The sequence below is a fragment of the Leptolyngbya sp. 7M genome, assembly GCF_018128485.1.
Genome location: NZ_CP070897.1, coordinates 4,424,696 through 4,443,250 on the forward strand (window position 1 = coordinate 4,424,696; position 18,555 = coordinate 4,443,250).

Annotated in this window: 14 protein-coding genes and 1 pseudogene; 10 read left to right on the forward strand and 5 right to left on the reverse strand. The window is 52.0% G+C overall.

The annotated features are described in order from the left end of the window. The first annotated feature begins 100 nt into the window (after positions 1-100). The 5 genes and pseudogenes from JVX88_RS22670 (at position 101) to JVX88_RS22690 (ending at position 5,964) form a co-directional block, all read left to right on the forward strand. Positions 101-367, forward strand: a complete 267-nt coding sequence (locus JVX88_RS22670; RefSeq protein WP_211620464.1) for a hypothetical protein — start codon at positions 101-103, stop codon at positions 365-367. 452 nt (positions 368-819) lie between these two features. After that, positions 820-2,052 (forward strand): POTRA domain-containing protein, encoded by a 1,233-nt coding sequence (locus tag JVX88_RS22675; protein WP_225931700.1) that lies wholly within the window; start codon positions 820-822, stop codon positions 2,050-2,052. Further along, positions 2,022-4,241 (forward strand): annotated as a pseudogene (gene bchH / locus JVX88_RS22680) (magnesium chelatase subunit H); the annotation flags it as partial. The gene JVX88_RS22675 and the pseudogene bchH, both read left to right, overlap by 31 nt. 98 nt (positions 4,242-4,339) lie before the next feature. Beyond that, the gene (locus tag JVX88_RS22685; protein WP_211620468.1) at positions 4,340-4,984 is read left to right on the forward strand and encodes a calcium-binding protein; all 645 of its coding nucleotides are present in this window, start codon (positions 4,340-4,342) and stop codon (positions 4,982-4,984) included. Positions 4,985-5,205: 221 nt separating this feature from the next. Then, positions 5,206-5,964, forward strand: a complete 759-nt coding sequence (locus tag JVX88_RS22690; RefSeq protein ID WP_211620470.1) for a glycosyltransferase — start codon at positions 5,206-5,208, stop codon at positions 5,962-5,964. Between the two features lie 69 nt (positions 5,965-6,033). Here the strand turns inward: JVX88_RS22690 and JVX88_RS22695 are convergent, their stop codons facing one another. Continuing rightward, on the reverse strand, positions 6,034-6,204 hold the full coding sequence (locus tag JVX88_RS22695) for a hypothetical protein (protein WP_211620472.1): 171 nt from the start codon (positions 6,202-6,204) through the stop codon (positions 6,034-6,036). Here JVX88_RS22695 and JVX88_RS22700 point away from each other — a divergent pair. The 3 genes from JVX88_RS22700 to JVX88_RS22710 all read left to right on the forward strand — a co-directional run bounded on the left by JVX88_RS22700 (position 6,204) and on the right by JVX88_RS22710 (position 10,474). After that, positions 6,204-7,238: a sensor histidine kinase gene (locus tag JVX88_RS22700; RefSeq protein WP_211620474.1), complete on the forward strand. Its 1,035-nt coding sequence runs from the start codon at positions 6,204-6,206 to the stop codon at positions 7,236-7,238. The genes JVX88_RS22695 and JVX88_RS22700 overlap by 1 nt on opposite strands. Positions 7,239-7,354: 116 nt before the next feature. Then, on the forward strand, positions 7,355-8,344 hold the full coding sequence (locus tag JVX88_RS22705) for a DUF4336 domain-containing protein (protein ID WP_211620476.1): 990 nt from the start codon (positions 7,355-7,357) through the stop codon (positions 8,342-8,344). 117 nt (positions 8,345-8,461) lie between these two features. Then, positions 8,462-10,474, forward strand: coding sequence for a carboxypeptidase-like regulatory domain-containing protein (locus tag JVX88_RS22710; protein ID WP_211620478.1), 2,013 nt, complete (start codon positions 8,462-8,464; stop codon positions 10,472-10,474). Here the strand turns inward: JVX88_RS22710 and JVX88_RS22715 are convergent. Next, on the reverse strand, positions 10,471-11,709 hold the full coding sequence (locus JVX88_RS22715; protein WP_211620481.1) for a sigma-70 family RNA polymerase sigma factor: 1,239 nt from the start codon (positions 11,707-11,709) through the stop codon (positions 10,471-10,473). The genes JVX88_RS22710 and JVX88_RS22715 overlap by 4 nt on opposite strands. 192 nt (positions 11,710-11,901) lie before the next feature. On the opposite strand from JVX88_RS22715, the gene JVX88_RS22720 reads away from it, so the two are divergent. Next, entirely contained in the window at positions 11,902-14,001 is a 2,100-nt protein-coding gene (locus JVX88_RS22720; RefSeq protein WP_211620483.1) for a calcium-binding protein, read from the forward strand. Positions 14,002-14,208: 207 nt separating this feature from the next. Here the strand turns inward: JVX88_RS22720 and JVX88_RS22725 are convergent, their stop codons facing one another. The 3 genes from JVX88_RS22725 to JVX88_RS22735 all read right to left on the reverse strand — a co-directional run bounded on the left by JVX88_RS22725 (position 14,209) and on the right by JVX88_RS22735 (position 16,916). Beyond that, complete coding sequence (locus JVX88_RS22725; protein ID WP_211620485.1) at positions 14,209-15,669, reverse strand: alpha/beta hydrolase; 1,461 nt, start codon at positions 15,667-15,669, stop codon at positions 14,209-14,211. A 77-nt stretch (positions 15,670-15,746) separates the two neighbouring features. Further along, positions 15,747-16,700 carry a glycosyltransferase gene (locus JVX88_RS22730; protein ID WP_211628817.1) on the reverse strand — a complete coding sequence of 318 codons (954 nt, stop codon included), beginning with the start codon at positions 16,698-16,700 and terminating at the stop codon, positions 15,747-15,749. 42 nt (positions 16,701-16,742) lie between these two features. Continuing rightward, complete coding sequence (locus JVX88_RS22735; RefSeq protein WP_211620487.1) at positions 16,743-16,916, reverse strand: hypothetical protein; 174 nt, start codon at positions 16,914-16,916, stop codon at positions 16,743-16,745. A gap of 463 nt (positions 16,917-17,379) precedes the next feature. Between JVX88_RS22735 and JVX88_RS22740 the strand changes: the two genes are divergently transcribed. Beyond that, entirely contained in the window at positions 17,380-18,504 is a 1,125-nt protein-coding gene (locus tag JVX88_RS22740) for a trypsin-like peptidase domain-containing protein (protein ID WP_211620489.1), read from the forward strand. Positions 18,505-18,555: the final 51 nt, after the last annotated feature.

An 18,555-nucleotide genomic window follows, 5' to 3' on the forward strand; every position in this document is an offset into this window, starting at 1 on the left:
TAATGGACGCGGGCAAACTAGGATTACGAACCAACCAGATTCGCTGACAGGACTGCGAACGGAGCAGGGTCTTATCGGTATTACCCGTAGCGATGAGTTAGTGAACTATTTTGCCAAGAAGAATGGTAACAAAAACAATAGAGAGCCAATTGTGAAACAGGTGAGCGGTAAAGCTGTATATCAAGACGACTCTGATAGAAAGCTGGCAATGGGTTTTGGTGATCCTGATTTAAGAACAGAATTTAGTCAGAAGCAAAGGGGTTTACAGCCTCAGAGGCAAGAGGTGACGCCATTTGATAGCAACTCTTCCGGATTTTCTCCACTAGCAGTAATGATATCACCGAGTCATAATAATTTGTCTGCTTAGCCTTCTGAATAGACAGAACCTATACAAGAATTAGATGTACACATAGTTGTTTTGGAGAAAGATTGTAGACATAGTACAGTTTTGACTGCTACATACAGTAATCCTTTGTAGGATCTGAACGGGGTGCAGGGGTGGAACCCCTGCGTGGGGGCAGCGCCCTACCCCCCTGTTCACAACCAATTTGTGAACGCTGTAGCTAAACAACAAGTTTGGGCTGAATCGTTTTTGTCGCAAGCTTACGACAGTGGCAATGTAGAGTTAATCTATATTGCCTTTTTCTTCAGATCAAAAATGATTGTATTTTGAGCTTGATTAAATAAATTTTACGTAAAATCCAGCCAATTTGGATTGATTACCGGTATTGTATGGTCAAGCATTCGCATGTAGGCTAGAAGAGGTTAGGGGTGAGTCGAACAAACAAAGGGGGATTTACCGCCGGATATACCATTGCGATGAGCCTTGGCTTCAGTTCCCATGCCTTCGCTCAGCCTACCCTTTCCCCCGGAGTAACGCTACCGCCTGACACAGCTGAGCAAGTTGATCCATCGCTCCCGACTCCAGATTTGCCACCGCTGCACAATCAACCGCCTACTGATCCCCTTGATCCCGGCCTACAACCATCCGTAGCACCTCAAGCTGAACCTTCCTTGCTTGATACGTCCTTTTCAATCAACCGGGTGGAGGTGTTGGGAAATACGGTTTTAGAGGCAGAAATTGATGAAATTGTAGAAAAATTTTTAGCGGATCATCCCACTGCCACATTTGATGATTTGGTAACCCTGCGTTCCTCAATCACTCAGCTTTATATTGAGAACGGCTATATTACGTCCGGTGCTTTTTTGCCCAATAATCAGGATTTGAGCGATGGCGAAGTGCAGATTCAGGTCGTTGAAGGAACGCTAGAAGACATCCAAATTACTGGACTGACGCGTCTACAAGAAGTGTATGTCCGCTCTCGCCTCAATCTCGCCAACTCGACACCGCTGAATCAACGCGACCTAGAACAGGCACTGCAATTACTCCAACTCAATCCGCTGGTGCAACAGGTCAACGCTGAGCTAACAGCAGGCAGTGCACCGGGGCGCAACATTTTGCTCGTTGAAATTCAAGAAGCATCACCATTTCAGTTGGGCATCGGCGGCGACAATTACCAGTCGCCCAGCATTGGCTCAGAGCAGTTCAGCATCCAGGCTAGCTACGCCAACTTGATTGGCCTCGGCGACCAGATTAGCGCGGGTTACGGCATTACCGAAGGCTTGGATAGCTTTGATGTCGGCTTTGCGATTCCGGTTAATCCAATGGATGGCACAATCAGCCTGGGCTATAGCAACGATGCCTCACGGATTCTGGAAACCGATTTTGAAGACCTCGATATTCGCAGCGAATCCGAGACGTTCTCCCTGAGTTTCCGCCAGCCAATCGTCAGGACCCCAACCGAAGAGTTTGCCCTGGGGTTGGGAGTCGATCTGCGCCGTAGCACTACCTTCCTAGAAGATGAACCCTTCTCGTTTTCAATCGGCCCCGAAGACGGTGAATCCAACGTCACGGTCGTTCGTTTATCGCAAGACTGGGTGAAACGGGATGCTCGCTCGGTGTTGGCGGCCCGCTCTCAGTTCAGCATCGGCATTGATGCCTTCGACGCCACCATCAACGCGTTGGTCTGGTACTACAGCGGACCCACCTAGTCACTGGCGACGATGCCCACTATGTGGCGATGGTGCAAGAGCTTGAGTCGATGGGAGCTAAGGTGATTCCGGTATTTGCCGGCGGGTTAGATTTCTCTAAGCCTGTAGATGCCTTCTTCTATGACCCGATCACGAAGCATGCAATTGTGGATGTAGTGGTTTCGCTGACCGGGTTTGCGCTAGTCGGCGGTCCGGCGCGGCAGGATCATCCCAAAGCCGTAGATGCCCTGAAGCGGCTGAATCGCCCCTACATGGTGGCGCTGCCGCTCGTGTTCCAAACCACGGAAGAATGGCAAGACAGCGACCTGGGGCTGCATCCGATCCAGGTAGCGCTGCAAATTGCCATCCCCGAACTAGATGGTGCGATTGAGCCAATTATTTTATCGGGACGGGACGGCACCACAGGTAAGGCCATCGCTCTGCAAGACCGGATCGAAGCGATTGCCCAGCGGGCCATGAAGTGGGCCAACCTGCGCCGCAAGCCGAAGCTGCACAAGAAAGTAGCGATCACCGTATTCAGCTTCCCACCGGATAAGGGCAATGTTGGAACGGCGGCCTATCTGGATGTGTTCGGCTCAATCTATGAAGTCGTCAAGGCGTTGCAGCACAATGGCTATGACGTTCAAGGCTTGCCGGATTCGCCCGAAGCGCTGATGCAGGAAGTGATCCACGATGCCCAGGCTCAGTACAGCAGTCCGGAGCTGAATATTGCCTACCGCATGTCGGTGCCAGAATACGAGCAGCTCACGCCCTATCACCATCGCCTAGAGGAATCCTGGGGTCCGGCTCCCGGCCACCTCAACACCGACGGCCAAAACCTGCTGGTGTTTGGCAAAGAGTTCGGCAATGTGTTCATTGGCGTGCAGCCTACCTTTGGCTACGAAGGTGACCCAATGCGGCTGCTGTTCTCCCGTTCGGCCAGTCCCCATCATGGCTTTGCTGCCTACTACACCTATCTGGAGCATATCTGGCAGGCCGATGCGGTATTGCACTTTGGCACTCACGGTTCGCTGGAGTTTATGCCCGGCAAGCAAATGGGCATGTCCGGCGATTGCTATCCTGATAGCTTGATTGGTACAATTCCCAACCTGTACTACTACGCCGCCAACAACCCCTCGGAAGCGACGATTGCCAAGCGCCGCAGCTATGCCGAAACGATTAGCTATTTGACGCCTCCTGCCGAAAATGCCGGACTCTACAAGGGCTTAAAAGAGCTAAGCGAACTGATTGCCTCTTACCAAACCCTGAAGGACTCTGGACGAGCTGTGCCGATTGTCAACGCGATCATTGACAAGTGCCGCCTGGTCAACCTAGACAAGGACATTGCTCTGCCGGAAGGTGACGATGCCTCCAACCTCACCGCTGAGGAGCGGGATACGCTAGTTGGCAAGGTTTACATCAAGCTAATGGAGATCGAATCGCGGCTGTTGCCCTGTGGGCTGCATGTGATCGGTAAAGCTCCCACAGCAGAAGAGGCAATCGCCACGCTGGTGAATATTGCTGGTATCGATCGGCCTGAAGATGAGATCCAAAGCCTGCCGCGCATCATTGCCAACAGCCTGGGACGTGACATCGACGAGATCTACCGCAACAGCGACCGGGGGGTGCTGGCGGACGTGCAGTTGCTCTACGAGATCAACCAGGCGTCTCGCGCAGCCATTACAGCGATGGTGAAAGAGCAGACCGATGCCGACGGTCGCGTCTCGAAAGTCACCAAGCTCAATTTCTTTAATCTGGGTCGCAAAGAACCCTGGATCGAAGCCTTGATCGAGGCGGGCTATCCAAAAGTCGATCCGGAGGCGATCAAGCCCCTGTTCGAGTATCTGGAGTTCTGCCTCAAGCAGGTGACCGCCGACAACGAGCTGGGAGCCTTGGTGAAAGCGCTGGAGGGCGAATACATTCTGCCTGGACCCGGCGGTGACCCGATTCGCAACCCGGATGTACTGCCAACCGGGAAAAACATCCATGCCCTCGATCCGCAGTCAATCCCGACTAGCGCGGCGGTACAGGCGGCTCACATTGTGGTGGATCGCTTGCTGGCTCGCGAACGTAGCGAAAATGGTGGCCCGATGGCTTCAGCCTCAGATTTGATTATGGTTTTCCCTTTATTGATCTGGACGATCGGGGAGACAATGCCCAGGATGATGGATTTTACTTTAGCGTTCGCTATCAGTATTGAGGCTGAATAAACCCAAAAAGCTCTCCAGTGAAGTGAGTAGAGAGAGAAAAATACAAGTTCAAACCTATCTCTCTCAAATACTCACCAATACATTCTGGAGGCATTACCATGACTTATACATATTATGGTACAAACAATAGCGATTATTTCAATTACATGGGTGCAGATCGTCTGGTAGCTTATGGCTACAGCGGTAACGACAGGATTTTTGGCAATACGCAGAATGATTCGCTTTATGGTCACGATGGCAATGATTCGCTCTACGGCTGGACAGGCAACGATTATCTCTCTGGTAGTTCCGGCAACGATTATCTCTCTGGTAGTTCCGGCAACGATTATCTCTCTGGTAGTTCCGGCAACGATTATCTCAGTGGCGGCAGCGGCAATGATTCCCTCTTGGGCGGCAGTGGGAACGATTCGCTCGTCGGTGGATCGGGCAACGATCGTTTAGATGGCTACGCCACGACTGGAGTCGAGTACGATACACTGGATGGCGGTACGGGTTCAGATACGTTTGTCTTGGGTGGTTCTTGGGGTGTTTCCTATCAGGGACGCGGTTATGCCACCATTAAAAGCTGGGATACGAGCGATTGGATTGAGGTACGAGGCAGCCGCAGCCAATATTCACTCCGTTCTGGCAACTGGGGCGGCTCTTCAGCCACAGATACGGGAATTTACTATGGCAGTGATTTGGTTGGTGTCGTTCAAGATACCACTAACGTCAGCATGTCGAGGGATTTCCGGTTTGTCTAGTTCGGTTTGTTTTCAGCCTAGCCATTTCTCCTGAAGTATGTGAATGAATCGAGTTGACTCAACTACTTGCGCTCACCGCAGGTAGTTTTCTGTTGTAGGTGTTTCAGTTCAAGCGTGAATAGTGCCTTTCGAGTTGACGCTGGCTGGCGTTGATGATAGGATTCCGCCATTCAATGGTGAGGTTCTGAATCTATTATTTCTACAATGCAACCGTAAACTCAATGTCTCTGATCTCGATCGTCACGACTGTTTATAACCGGGAACGATATCTTGATAAGGCCATCGAAAGCGTTTTGACTCAAACCTACGATAACTGGGAGCTATTGATTTGGGATGATGGTTCTACCGATCGTTCCGTCGAGATCGCGCATTACTATGCCAAGCAAGATAATCGAGTTCGAGTAATAGCAGCAGAGCATCGCGGACAAGGACGGGCGCTGCGAGCCGCTTTTGCTGAAGCTGCTGGCGAATACATTGGTCAGGTAGACAGTGATGATGTTTTAGCGGCAACCGCACTGGAAGCAACAGCCGCTGTTTTAGATGCTCAACCTTCGGTTGGTTTGGTCTACACAGATTATATGGTGATCGATGAAAAGGGATGGATCAAAGGCCAAGGCGAGCGGTGTAAAATTCCTTACTCGCAAGAGCGGCTTTTGGTTGATTTTATGATTTTCCACTTTCGCCTAATGCGACGCTCGATTTATAACCATGTTGGAGGGATTGATCCAAAGTTTGAATACGCTGAAGACTACGAACTTTGCCTACGCTTATCTGAGGTAACAGAAATTTGCCATATCAACCAGCCGCTGTACTATTACAGAACCCACCAACAAAGTCTTTCCTGTGAGCGACGAATCGAGCAAATTCTCCAGTCCCACAAAGCCATTTCCCAAGCGCTGGAACGCCGTGGTTTGGCAAACCAATTTGAGTGCCATGTCGAGATTAGCAGCACATTCTCGATTCGCGCTAAGAACCATTAACGTCCTCAATAACTTTCGCAGCAACGTTGCCATCAACTTTATTGTTAGCTTTATTGCTAGCTTTATCAGTTACCAGGGGCTGCCAATCATCGTAAAAGCGGACCAATAGAAGGGATCGGCCAGGTTGGGGCTGCCGATTTGGTCCTCTAGTCCTTGCAGAGGAATCATCGTTCCGTCCGATAGACGCAAAAAGCCATCGCCATTTTGATCATAGTCAAACAGAACTTCGCCATTAATCATTGCCAGTTGGGCTTGAGTTCATTGGAATTATTTATCTAGAAAACAACCTGACGCTAGGAGCATTCACGGCTGAACGGTTGGAATTGCTGAAACTACTGACGGCTCAGGCGGCGATCGCGATCGAAAATGCCCGTTTGTATGCTCGCGAACAAGAAAGATCTCATCAACTTCAGGCTTCGTTAGAACAACTGCAACACACGCAGGCGCAGCTCGTGCAAACCGAAAAGATTTCCCAATTGGGTCAACTGGTGGCGGGTGTGGCCCATGAGGTGAATAACCCGATTGGTTTTATTGCCGGAAACCTCTCCCACGCAACTGAATACATTCAGGACTTGGTAGAGCATTTGCAGCACTATCAGCAGCACTATCCTACGCCGGTAGCGGCGATCCAAAACCATGCCGAGGAAATCGAGCTAGAATTTTTGCTCGAAGATCTGCCGCAGATGATTGACTCTATGAAGCTGGGCATTGATCGGATTCGCGATGTGATGCAGTCGCTACGGAACTACTCGCGTCAGGATGGCAAAGAAAAACAATGGACGGATCTACATATGGGCCTCAACACAACGCTGATGATCTTGTCCCATCGACTCAAAGCGAAACCCGACTGTCTAGCGATTCGAGTGGTTAAGCAATACGGTGAGTTGCCGCCATTTAAATGCTACAGCGGACAACTTAATCAGGTGTTTATGAACTTAATTGCGAATGCTATCGATGCCATCGAGGAAGAAAATGTGACTCGGAAAACGGCGGGGCTGAAGCCAAAACAAAATACAATCACGATCCGAACGGCGGCTACAGAGAATGGAGTTGAGATTCACATTGTCGATGATGGCCCTGGGATTCCTTTGGAAATTCAGCAGCGACTGTTTGATGCCTTCTTTACCACTAAGCCGGAAGGTAAGGGAACGGGCTTAGGACTTTCGATTAGCTATCAAATTGTGACGCAGCAGCATGGTGGCAAGCTGGAATGTATCTCGTCCCCAGGGCAGGGAACTGAATTTGTGATTCAGCTTCCAGTCATGGCTCTGTGAAATTAGCCCTATGAGATTGGCCCTGTGAGATCAGCCCTGCGGCCCCTGTGAAATCGACCACAAGTATACGAAAATGAAAAGGATCGGGTGGTGCTTAAAGGAGCGACGTGACCGCGATGAAACTTGATGCTAAGGACTCAGCCTGGACGTTCTGGTTTACTCTGCCGCTCTATCCCTACAACAAGCGGCGGACACTCCGGACCGAAGTGGTTAAGGACACGATTTGGACCTTTGACCAAGTGCAGGGCATTCTCTACACGGTGGTGCCGATCCGGATGACTGTTGTCAAGCTGGCGGCAGGGGGACTGCTTGTCTATGCGCCCGTGGCTCCTACCCGCGAGTGCATTCGGTTGCTTAATGAGTTGGTAGCGGTGCATGGTCCGGTGAAACATATTATTCTGCCCACCAGTTCGGGTCTAGAGCACAAGATTTTTGTGGGACCGTTTGCGCGACGGTTTCCGCAGGCGCAGGTCTGGGTGGCCCCTAATCAGTGGAGCTTTCCGCTAAATTTGCCGCTGAGCTGGCTGGGTTTTCCGCCCAAGCGAACTCGCGTGCTGCCGGAGTATAGTATTTTGACTCCCTTTGCTGACGAGTTTGAGTATGCTAGCCTGGATATCGATTTAGGACGAGGTACGTTTGCCGAAGTGGCGATGCTGCACCGCCGGTCACGCACCCTGCTGGTCACCGATGCAGTGGTGTCTGTGCCAGAGGAACCGCCGGCGATCGTTCAGCTCGATCCGTATCCTTTGTTGTTTCATGCTAGAGATAGTGCGACTGAGCCGATAGAAGATACTGAAACCAATCGCCGCAAAGGATGGCAGCGGATCTCGCTGTTTGCCTTTTATTTTCGTCCTAGTGCCCTAGAGCCGGTCAGTCTGCCTCGCACCCTTCAAGGGGCATTCAAGGCTCCAGATCGCTCCAAAAAAGCTTACTTTGGCCTCTATCCGTTTGTGTGGCAGCCGGACTGGAAGCAATCGTTTGAGGCGCTACGAGGCGAGGGGCGGCTGTTTGTGGCTCCGATTTTGCAAACGCTGATCTTTCCGCAGGCTCCTCAGCAAACCCTGGCTTGGGCCGACCGAAGTTTGATGCGGTTCGGCAGGAAATAAATAGCCGCCTGACCGAGGAGCGGGTTGCTTTGAGCCTAGATTCGTTCCTTGATGAGGCACGAACTCGTATAGACGTTACGATTTTCGAAAAGAATCCATAAATCCAGATCGGTTGATATGCAGAATAGGTCTTTATTCATCGCCTGTTCTATTCTGGTCGCGACAGTCTTGATATCGGGAATCCTTTGCCGTGACCGCAAAGCCGCGGCCACATCGGGAATTTCTATAGGTGGTCCGACCTGGGGTTCAGCCCACCGTTACGCTCTCGTTCCCCGACTGCAGTTCGGTGCTCTAACCACTGATCAAGATCTGAGACCGTTGGGAGGAGGTCTCGAGGTATTTTCCCCGAAGGACGAACTCGGGCTTTTGGCAACCCGAACCAATGATCATCCAGGTGAGGTAAATTTGCCATCGCTTTTTGGATCGACCCAGATGCCGGCGCCTTCATTGTCATTCGAAGGCTTGAAGAATTTCGATAACGGGCCGATATATAATTACCTGATAATACCGCCCGATATGACCGGCGACGTCGGCCCAAGCCATTACGTTCAAGCTACGAATTCTCTCCTACGTGTTTTCGACAAGGACGGCGTCGCCCTGACGCCGCCGTTCAAGATCAGCAAACTTTTCGAACCGCTCGGCTCTGCGTGTTCAACTCGTAACGACGGGCTCCCGAACGTGCTTTACGATACGCTTGCTGACCGATGGCTGATCAGCCAGCAGTGCACGGCATTTCCACCGTTCCGTCAGATGATCGCTGTCTCGACCTCAGGCGATCCGCTAGGGCCATACCATTCCTATGAATTCGCAATGCCGAACATTCGGCTGAATGATTTTGGGAAATTCGGCATTTGGCCGGATGGGTATTATATGTCCACAGATGAGTTTTTCGGTTCTGACTATAGCGGCAGCGGAATGTTCGCGTTCGATCGTGAGCGTATGCTTGATGGCGACGCGACCGCCGGATACGTTTATTTCTACACCACTGATCCGGCGGGTATAAGACGTCGCGGGTTTCTTCCGAGCGATCTTGACGGGCTGCGTCCCCCCCCGGCAAATTCACCGAACATCTTCATATCATTTGCCGCGACAGAGTACGGGGATGGTATCGATGCCCTGCGGCTCTTTGAATTCAAGGCCGACTTTCGCCAGCCGGAACTTTCGACATTCACGGAGCTTGCTGAAAGCCCACTTTTAGTGACGGCTTTTGACCCGACAAGTCCTGCCGGACGAGCGGATATTGCACAGCCGCCGCCCGGTGAAAAACTGGATTCGCAGAGCGACAGGCTCGGGCATAGGCTTGCTTACCGGAATATAGGCTCGTATGAGTCTTTGGTCGTTAGTCAGACGGTAAGAATGACGCCGCCTGGTTCGGAATATAGGGCAGGGATCCGCGTTTATGAGTTAAGAAGGAACGGAGGAAATTTTGTCGTCTCCACAAGTGCGACATTAGGCGACGTGGAAAGTTCACGCTGGATCGGCTCTGCAGCGCAGGACCATTCATCGAACATTGCGGTGGGTTACAATTTTGTCTCTGATACTAAGCGCGTTTCAATAAATTATAGTGGCCGGACACCAGCTGATCCGACGAGCGTCTTTCGTGCGGAGAACAGTCTGATAGAAGGCACCGGTGTGCAGAAAGCGTTCGGATGGCGTTGGGGTGAATATAGCGGTATGAGCGTCGATCCCTCAGATGACTGTACCTTTTGGCTGACCAATGCGTACTACTCGCTGGAAAGCGAGCAGGCAAGTGATTTCGGCTGGTTGACCCGAATCGGCCGGTTCAAATTCCAAGAATGCGAACCTGCCATTTTTGCGCGCATCTCCGGCATCGTTACCGACGCAAGAACCGGGTCACCGATCACAAAGGCGAAGGTAAGGATCGGCCGGTATCGGCGCGATACGAACCCGGGTGGGCTATATGGACCGGCCTCGATATTGCCGGGTTCTTACCAAATGACCGTGGAGGCAAGCGGCTATCGACAAGCGAGTCGGGACGTAAACGCATCTGGTGACTTTGTCGAAAATTTCGCGTTGGAGCCGATACCGACAATTTCGAGCCATGGTATTGATCAAGCCAGAGTTCGGTGGGGTCAGCAAATGCAAACATGGTCATGGGTCCTCTGCTAGGTGGATGGAGCGGTCCCGTTCATTTGGTAGCGAGCATTCAGCCACTCATCCAACGCGGTGCTCATGTCTTTTATTAGGGCGGGAGTGGGCGCAATATTCAGCGACTGGCCCCACTGCACCAGAGCGGTTAATAATTTTTCTCTCGCCTTACTCAACCGCCGCGACACCGACGCCTGACTGATCGCCATTTCCTGCATGATCTGCTGCTGGGTTTTGCCCTGCTGATAATACAGCCGCAAAATGTCCTGCGATTGAGAATCGAGCTGGCTCAGGGCGGTGGTGAGGGTCTGGTTCAGCTTAGCCTGCTGGCGGCTGCGGTCGTCGCTCTCCTCGGCTTCGATCAGTTCGGTCAGGAGGGAGTCACTGGTGGGATCGGCTAAGGTATCCTGCACTTCGGTAGCTTCTTCGCTAAATTTGGGCATATTCAGCGAACCCACTGCCGGATAGAGGTAAGAACGCACCCAGTTCGCCATCTGAGTCAGCCAGCGTTCGATCGTAGCGGCTTGGACTGCCGGACCGGGTGGCACCAACTGATGGCGCTCTTGGTTATAGAGCTGAGCCACCGCGTCCCAGAAGGCTGGATCGGGTTTGGGCAGTCTTTCTCCTGGTGCAGCGGGCACATAGAGCTGATTGAAACAGATCCAAGCCAACCGATAGGGGGCTATTGTAGTTTCAGCCAGTCCAGCTTGATGCAGCGCCTCCAGCAACCGTTTTTTGCTCGTCCGCCGCAGTAGAGACCAGCCGGTAGACAAATCCACCACCTGCCGCTGCCGTAGGGCATCCCGCAACACGCTACTAAAGGCCATCCCAGCATAGGTTTTGAGGCTGGCTCCCCGCTCTGGATTGTAGCCCTTGAGAACCACTGGCACCTCGGCGACGGCAATCTGAAAACAGTCGGCCAGACGATAGTGCAAATCAGTAAACTTGCGCACCGTTTGTTGGGCAGCCCAATAGCATGGCTCCTGTAGATAGGCGGCCAGGTGCAGTCTAGCCTGTTGATGGGGATTCTCGGCCTTCATTCTCACCTGACTCTCATCCATGCCCAGATTGGCAACCTGCCAGTGCTTATACCAATACAGCGCCCAAAACTGTTCAGACGTAGGCACCTGCTTGGTTTGCTCTAGCTGCTGCATGCGGCGACGCAAACGGGCATCGGCAATCCAGCGATCGAAGCGATCGGCTTCAAACTGCAAAAAGGTGGAGAACAGCTCAGTAATTTGCTGACGAGGACGCATAAATCAATCGGTTTTTGATTCATCCATTCTATCTCCAGCCAAACAAGCGCCTGTTCCGGGTTTAGAGAATTGTAAACAATTGTCAATCGATATCCCGCTTGAGTGAATAAACCGAGCGACTTCTTCCTATAGCTCATTAACAGGAAATTGTTCCACCCAATTCACGAATTTCAACTCAAGGAGAATGGATTCATGGCAAGCTATCCCACCATCTACAATGACACCATTTTCGGCACTGCCGCGAACGACACGATCGATGCATTGGCAGGAAACGATACGGTGTTTGGTGGTAATGGAGATGACAAAATTTACGGGAATGCTGGTAATGACGTGCTGCTTTACGGCGACTATGGCAACGATACAGTTTACGGCGGCACCGGTAATGACAATGTGATCGGAAGCTGGGGTAATGATTACTTATACGGAGAATCCGGCAACGATGTGATCGGCTTTGAAAGCACGCATGACGAAATTGGTGATGACTACTGCGATGGCGGCAGCGGCGACGACAAAATCTATTCTGGGACTGGGAACGATACCAACTACGGCGGCTATGGATTCGATATCATCTACGCCGGCGCTGGTAACGACTACGTGAATGGCGGCCACTATTCCATCTACGACTACAGTTCTAATTACCTCTATGGCGAAGCTGGAAATGACTATATGGTAGGTGGTTATGGCTATGACTATATGGATGGTGGCGCTGATAATGACACGTTAGTTGGGATGAGTGGTAGCGATACCCTAATTGGTGGATTCGGCAATGATAATCTCTTTGGCGGTGATGGCGACGATTTCCTTTCGATTATCGATCCGCCTGCCGTTCCCGCTGAGCAGAACGGAGCGAAACAGGGATTGAACCATTGGAATCCCGGGATGCTGTGGAGCGGCTTTGGAGTGTCCGACCAGTGGAATGACCAGCACTATTTCTACGGCTATTACCTGTCTACGGCGGCTTTGGTGTCTCTGCTGGATGGCTGCTGGAGCGACACCAAACCGGCTCACCTCTGGTCTGACCCCGACCAGATGGGGACGGCAATTGACCAATGGCTGAAAACCCTGGTCTACGACCCGACGCTGGACCCGCAGTATTTTGACTTTAACCAGACTTGCCAATCCCACTCGATCACCTACAGCAAATATGCCTTCTTCGACCAGTGGAATGGGCATCCCTGGGCGGCAGGCGTTTCACCAGGACGAGCGGGCGATGTCAGCGATGGCTCCAAAAAACCGTTCGATCCCTGGTCGGTGTGGATGTCCTACGGCACCGGAAATTTCTCCTTTGATGACGAGAACGAAAACTCGACCTGGGAAGGGCTGCAAGCCTATAGTGCGGCGATTCTTTGGGGTGCAGGCAGCAACCGCAAAGCGATTGTCGATCAGGGCATTTACTTGCTCACCACCGGCAATGCCGCCAGCGATCTCTACTTCCTGGACAAAAACTATAACCTGAAGCACAGCAGTCAAAACCAGTACACCTGGTGCCCCCTCACCACCGGCACCCCTGCCAGCCAAAAGGACGGTGATAACCACTACCCGACCCATACCGGCTTTGTGGATGCCTGCCCCACCGCCTTCTACGGCGATGCGAGCGCCGGCTGTTCGATTCTGCAAAAGGGCAGCCCGTCGCTGAATAACTTCTTCTATGCCTTTCCTACGGGGTCTAAGTTCATTCAAGCCTATCCGCCGACCCCCTGGACGATGGGCATGACCCGCAACCCGTCCTACATGCAGCAGTGGGCTGATGTGTTTACCCGCGCCGAGTGGACCGATGCTCGCAACAGTGCCCTGTTTCAAGCTGGGAACTGGCTGGGTATGGCGATGACCTCGTCTCTGTGTGGCGTGCCCTACAACCCCGGCGACGACCCCACGAAAACCCAACCCTACGTCGATCGGGTCTGGTCGAGCTGGAATGTGGTGGGGCAAGAACCGGGCAGTCAGGTGACGGGCATGATGCAGCCCTCGGAACAGCCGACCTCGGTGCTGAATCTGCTGCATGTGATCGAGGAGTATGGCACCCCCGACTGGAGCATCTACGCCAAAGTCACCGATCAAACCGGTGCCGAGGTCAATGAGATTGTGTTCACGGCAGCCTTCACCCAAGTCAATCCCCAAAATTCCTCCGTGACTTCAACACTGGTGGCCTTTAATCCAGGCTGGGAAACGCGCTATGTTCTGTTCTATCGCCTCGCTGCCGATGGCAATCTCTCCCACAGTCAGTTGGTGGCGGTCAACAACAGTCAGCCGATCGCGGTCCCGCCGAAGAAGATGGTGGTGGTGAGTCTGTAGATTTTGTTGTGTTCGGTTTCGACATCGCTCATCCATTGCTGAAGTACGGGCTAAAACCCTGGTCTAGTCTGCTACCCTGCAGGAACGCTGTGCGTAGAGCAGACTTCCCCTACTAGCCCGTCGTTGACGCGCGGGTGGGCAATGACGCAGCCGAGACAATTGGATTGACACAAAATTCTGAACAGCATCGCTGACCTGAGGCAGCAATTAGCCAGTAACGGGCTTGAATTCACCTTTTGGCAGATAGATGAATGAACTCGTCTGTAGACTTAACTCTGACTGATGAACAGGCATAGGTGATGATGGTAATTGAGGTAACTCAACAGTTACCAAATTGGTTGTTTCTAGCTGCTTCTCCAACCGTAAACGCACATTCTTGATTTCTACCTTTTGCTGTATTACTGCAGTCAAAAGTTTCCAAAGACGCGGTGCAAAAATACGCTCCACCACCTGAGACGAATATCCCACCACCATGATGTCCTTGAGCTTTTTCCCTTGCAGCGTCTGCTCCAAGATACTCTTATTCACCTCCGACAACGGCAATTCACCCTTGGCACAGAGCAGTTGATCGGTGAAGGTCATCAGTTTAGCGATGTGGTGTTTCTCATCCTGCGGGCGATCAAGAAATTCTGTGGCCGGAAGCAGGTTATTTTTTAATGTCGTGCGCGACTGACTAAACGAATTTCCCGTTAGCCAAGCCACGTTGCTACCTGGATGCTCCAATGCCACGACCGTCAGCCCATGCGAGGCCAAATGGTAAGCCAGATACCCCAAAAAGCGACGATCGGCTCCAAAGCCGTGAGAAATCACAACGAGTGGACCGTGAGTCCGGCGCGTCCAGTACAAGTCAACTGGAATCGTTCGTTCACGCTGGTAGTCTCTCAGCACCATCGTTTGTTTCCAAACCCAATAGGATCCGGCCTTGGTCGGATCAATGGAGCTGCGGATGGGTTGGCTCTTAACGGTCAGTTCCCGCTCCAGAACCGAACTCAGCGCCTGACTCTGCCAATAGGGCAAGTTGAGTTGGGATGCTAATGCAATAGCTGAAGTCGCATCGATGGTGACGGTTTGCTTTGGAAAGGCTCGCAACAGCCCTAAAAGGCTAATTCCACCTGGCTGTTTGGCTGCCTGCATCAGCGCTACCTGCAATTGGGTTGGGCTAGCATCGGGGATCGCCACTTGCAGCGTATTAAGAAAACGCTCACCGGCAGAAGAGTGCAGCAAATCTTCCACTAGCTTGTCGCCAATACTAGGGTCAAGGTGGAGCCGACTCCGCAACGTATATCGGACATCAGCGTTCAGCAGCGGTGCATAGAGCTGCAAGCCAGGAGGGATTTCTCCTGTATCGGCAAAACGCTCTAGATCGGAAATAGCTACAGATTGTTTGAACGGCCCTAAACGCACAGCTACCCGCTCTGCAGCCAACCCTGGTGTCGCCATTCCCGCTAACATTAGCGGCAGCATCCACAGCGTTCCTAAAGCCGCCTTTTTAGGAGAGCCAGACCAAGATACTTTTTCAGGTAGGCTGCTGAACCAGGAACGAGCAATAGCAGACCACTCACTCATCCACTGATTTGTCCATTTGCTCGTCCATTGACTAGAGGACAACGAGGATTGACGCATGGTCTGATGGGGTCGTCTAAGCTGAAACCAAGGAACAATATTCACTGGCATTTACTGGCATTTACTGGCAATCGATTCAGGAATCTGCTAACCGAGATGGTTGCTAGAAAGACAAACGCCTTTCAGCCTTGATCTCGTGGTGGAGAAAGCTGTGCTGCCATAGGGGCTAGAGGTTCCGGCCAAGAAAACCAGACAATTTCTCGCGCTGCATCTGGTAAACGCGCCTGACGCTGTCCCTGAGCACGAGCCTGCTGACAAAGCAAATTGAGCGGTGTTTCTACCATCGCATCAATCCAACCCAAAAGGCCAGTCTCACTGTGATTAACTTTTATAACTGTAACTGGCATTTCTTTTAGTAGCCAACGACTCCATCGGTAGATCCAATCTCGCCGAGTCAGTTCTTTCATCAAGCTAACTCCATGAAGCTGGTGCAGATAGCGATTCGAGCGCCCATAACGTCTCCACTGACTGCGTAATTCCGCCAATGTAGCTCGATGCCGATGCCGCACAATTGCCTGCTCTGCAAACTGAATTTGCCAGCAGCCCTGTTGAAGGATCCGCCAGCAGAGATCAGCATCTCCACCCGTAGTCAGATGAGGGCGAAATAGACCAACTTGTTCCAGCGTTGATCGCCGCACCGCCAGATTAGCTGTCTGACCATAGGGCAGAAATGAATGCGCTAGGGTATGGGTTTGGGACAGGATAGCCTGACGATCCGCATAGCGTTCCAGCCACGTTTGCCCCGGTAAGGCGACAACCTCTCCAGCTACAATGCCAACCTTCGGTTGGCTGAAGGGTTGGAGCAGATGCATGAGCCAGTCGGACTGGGGTCGGCAATCGGCATCAGTGAAGACAAAAATTTCTCCTCTAGCAGCTCTTAAGCCAGTGTTGCGGGCGGCATAAGCGCTCTGAATCTCGGTTTCGCGCAAATAGCAAAAGTTGGATAGGGCTGAATCAGAGATGAAACGCTGCAAAATCTCGGCAGTGCGATCCGTGCTGTTATTGTCTACCAGCAAATACTCAACCCGTTCGCTCGGATAGGTTTGCTGCCGCAGACAAGTTAGCAAATCGGGCAGAGCGGGAAGTGATTCGAGATACCAGCGTTTCGTCGCGTCCGCCTAGAAGTAGCCGCCGCCCTTCTCCTTCGCCCCGGCGTCGGTCTGGATCAGATTCTGATTATGTAGACTACCAACCGATTGATTTTCCAGACGATCGGCCCGACAATCCTCGCGATGATTGGCAATAGTTGACCCACTTTTAGTTTGCTCAACCTCCTGAGTTTGGTATGCCATAGCTTTGATGTTCTCCTGTTCTGTGAGGCTCAGAGCTTATTTTTTTAGAGCCTATCTGAAAACTCGTCAGAGTTGCTGATCAAACCTCTGGCTCCAGGGAGGTGGTAAGAGGTTGCCTGAATCAGAACAACTAGGGACGAATAGTTTGTTTAGCCGGGTGTGAGGAGTCCTGTCTGGTATTGCGGGGTGTGAGGAGACGAAGAGATAGGGTGATATCGTCAAAATTGGCTGCTTGGAATCTACAATCGACAGCCACTGGTGTTTGCAACAATCAGGATGTTGAATCGCAGACTGAGCGACTATCCCAACAAAAAACAAACTTATCCGAGCCGGATCAGGTAGATAGAATTACCACCATTGTTGCTGATGACTGCTATAGGTTAAAACAGGCAGTAATGGAACTGGATTTGTCCACGTCCGATAGAGCAGCCTCACACATCACAAGTCAAGCCACGGTTAAAGCATGAACATCAATCTCCGTCTCATCACCTCAGGATTCGCCATTGTTGGCACTTCCTTGGGCATCAACTTGCTCAATGCCTTCTCTGCCGTTGAGTTGTTGAATCCAGTTACCTTGGGCCGTGCATCCCATCAAGCCTTAGCTCAAGAAGTGGAAGAAGATGTGAACGTCCGTGTGTATCAGGCCGCCAGCCCTGCGGTTGTTTCAATTGAAGCTGGGGATGGAAACGGCAGTGGCACCATTATCAGCCCGGACGGTTTGATTTTGACAAATGCCCACGTGGTTGCCGGTGCGCGCACGGTTCAAGTGGTCTTACCCGACGGCACTAAGCTGCAAGGCGATGTGGTTGCCTTTGGTGAAGCGGGCTTAGATCTGGCAGCTGTGCAGCTACGCGGACAGCGCAACCTACCGACGGTTCCGATTGCCGACCCTGCATCTGTATCTGTGGGACAACGGGCCTTTGCAATTGGCAATCCGTTTGGTCAGTTTCAGGGGACATTCACGACTGGTATTGTCAGCCGCATTGATAGCAATCGAGGGTTAATCCAAACCGATACGGCAATTAATCCTGGGAATTCAGGTGGGCCGCTGCTGAATAGTCGCGGCGAGTTAATTGGTGTCAACAGCGCCATCTTTTCCCCTAGGGGAGCAGGGGGCAATATCGGGATTGGCTTTGCTATTTCGGTGGATCGGATACAGCCATTCCTGACGGCGGTTCGTGATGGTACGGCTCCACGCACAGCTCAGCAATCGCCAATGCTGGCAGGAGGACAACCAGCTCAGCGGATCACACCAAATACCCCTGTAGCGGGTCAGTTGAGTCAGGAGAGCGGAATCCTACCGGCGGACAACAGCTATTTCAATGCCTATACCTTTGAAGGCAAAGCTGGGCAACAGGTAGTGATTGAAATGACAAGCAGCGAACTAGACGCCTATCTAATTCTGCTAGCACCGGATGGTCGGGATGTTGCCCAAGACGATGACGGCGGCGGTGGTTCCGATGCCCGCTTAGTGACATCTCTGCCGGCTGACGGCACCTATACGGTTTTAGCCAACACCTATCGTGCGGGACAAACTGGACGTTACAACATTCGCTTGACAACTGACGGTAATCGTTTAGAACGGTAGAGCTAGGCTATTAGCCAAACTTCATAGCAACAAGCCCCAAATTGGTTAGCG

Excerpts from the sequence above, each read along its gene's own strand:
- JVX88_RS22740 (WP_211620489.1), top strand. The coding sequence starts at position 17,380 with ATGAACATCAATCTCCGTCTCATCACCTCAGGATTCGCCATTGTTGGC.
- JVX88_RS22695 (WP_211620472.1), bottom strand. The coding sequence starts at position 6,204 with ATGATTAATGGCGAAGTTCTGTTTGACTATGATCAAAATGGCGATGGC.
- JVX88_RS22685 (WP_211620468.1), top strand. The coding sequence starts at position 4,340 with ATGACTTATACATATTATGGTACAAACAATAGCGATTATTTCAATTAC.
- JVX88_RS22705 (WP_211620476.1), top strand. The coding sequence starts at position 7,355 with ATGAAACTTGATGCTAAGGACTCAGCCTGGACGTTCTGGTTTACTCTG.
- JVX88_RS22720 (WP_211620483.1), top strand. The coding sequence starts at position 11,902 with ATGGCAAGCTATCCCACCATCTACAATGACACCATTTTCGGCACTGCC.
- JVX88_RS22675 (WP_225931700.1), top strand. The coding sequence starts at position 820 with ATGAGCCTTGGCTTCAGTTCCCATGCCTTCGCTCAGCCTACCCTTTCC.
- JVX88_RS22690 (WP_211620470.1), top strand. The coding sequence starts at position 5,206 with ATGTCTCTGATCTCGATCGTCACGACTGTTTATAACCGGGAACGATAT.
- JVX88_RS22735 (WP_211620487.1), bottom strand. The coding sequence starts at position 16,916 with ATGGCATACCAAACTCAGGAGGTTGAGCAAACTAAAAGTGGGTCAACT.
- JVX88_RS22710 (WP_211620478.1), top strand. The coding sequence starts at position 8,462 with ATGCAGAATAGGTCTTTATTCATCGCCTGTTCTATTCTGGTCGCGACA.
- JVX88_RS22715 (WP_211620481.1), bottom strand. The coding sequence starts at position 11,709 with ATGCGTCCTCGTCAGCAAATTACTGAGCTGTTCTCCACCTTTTTGCAG.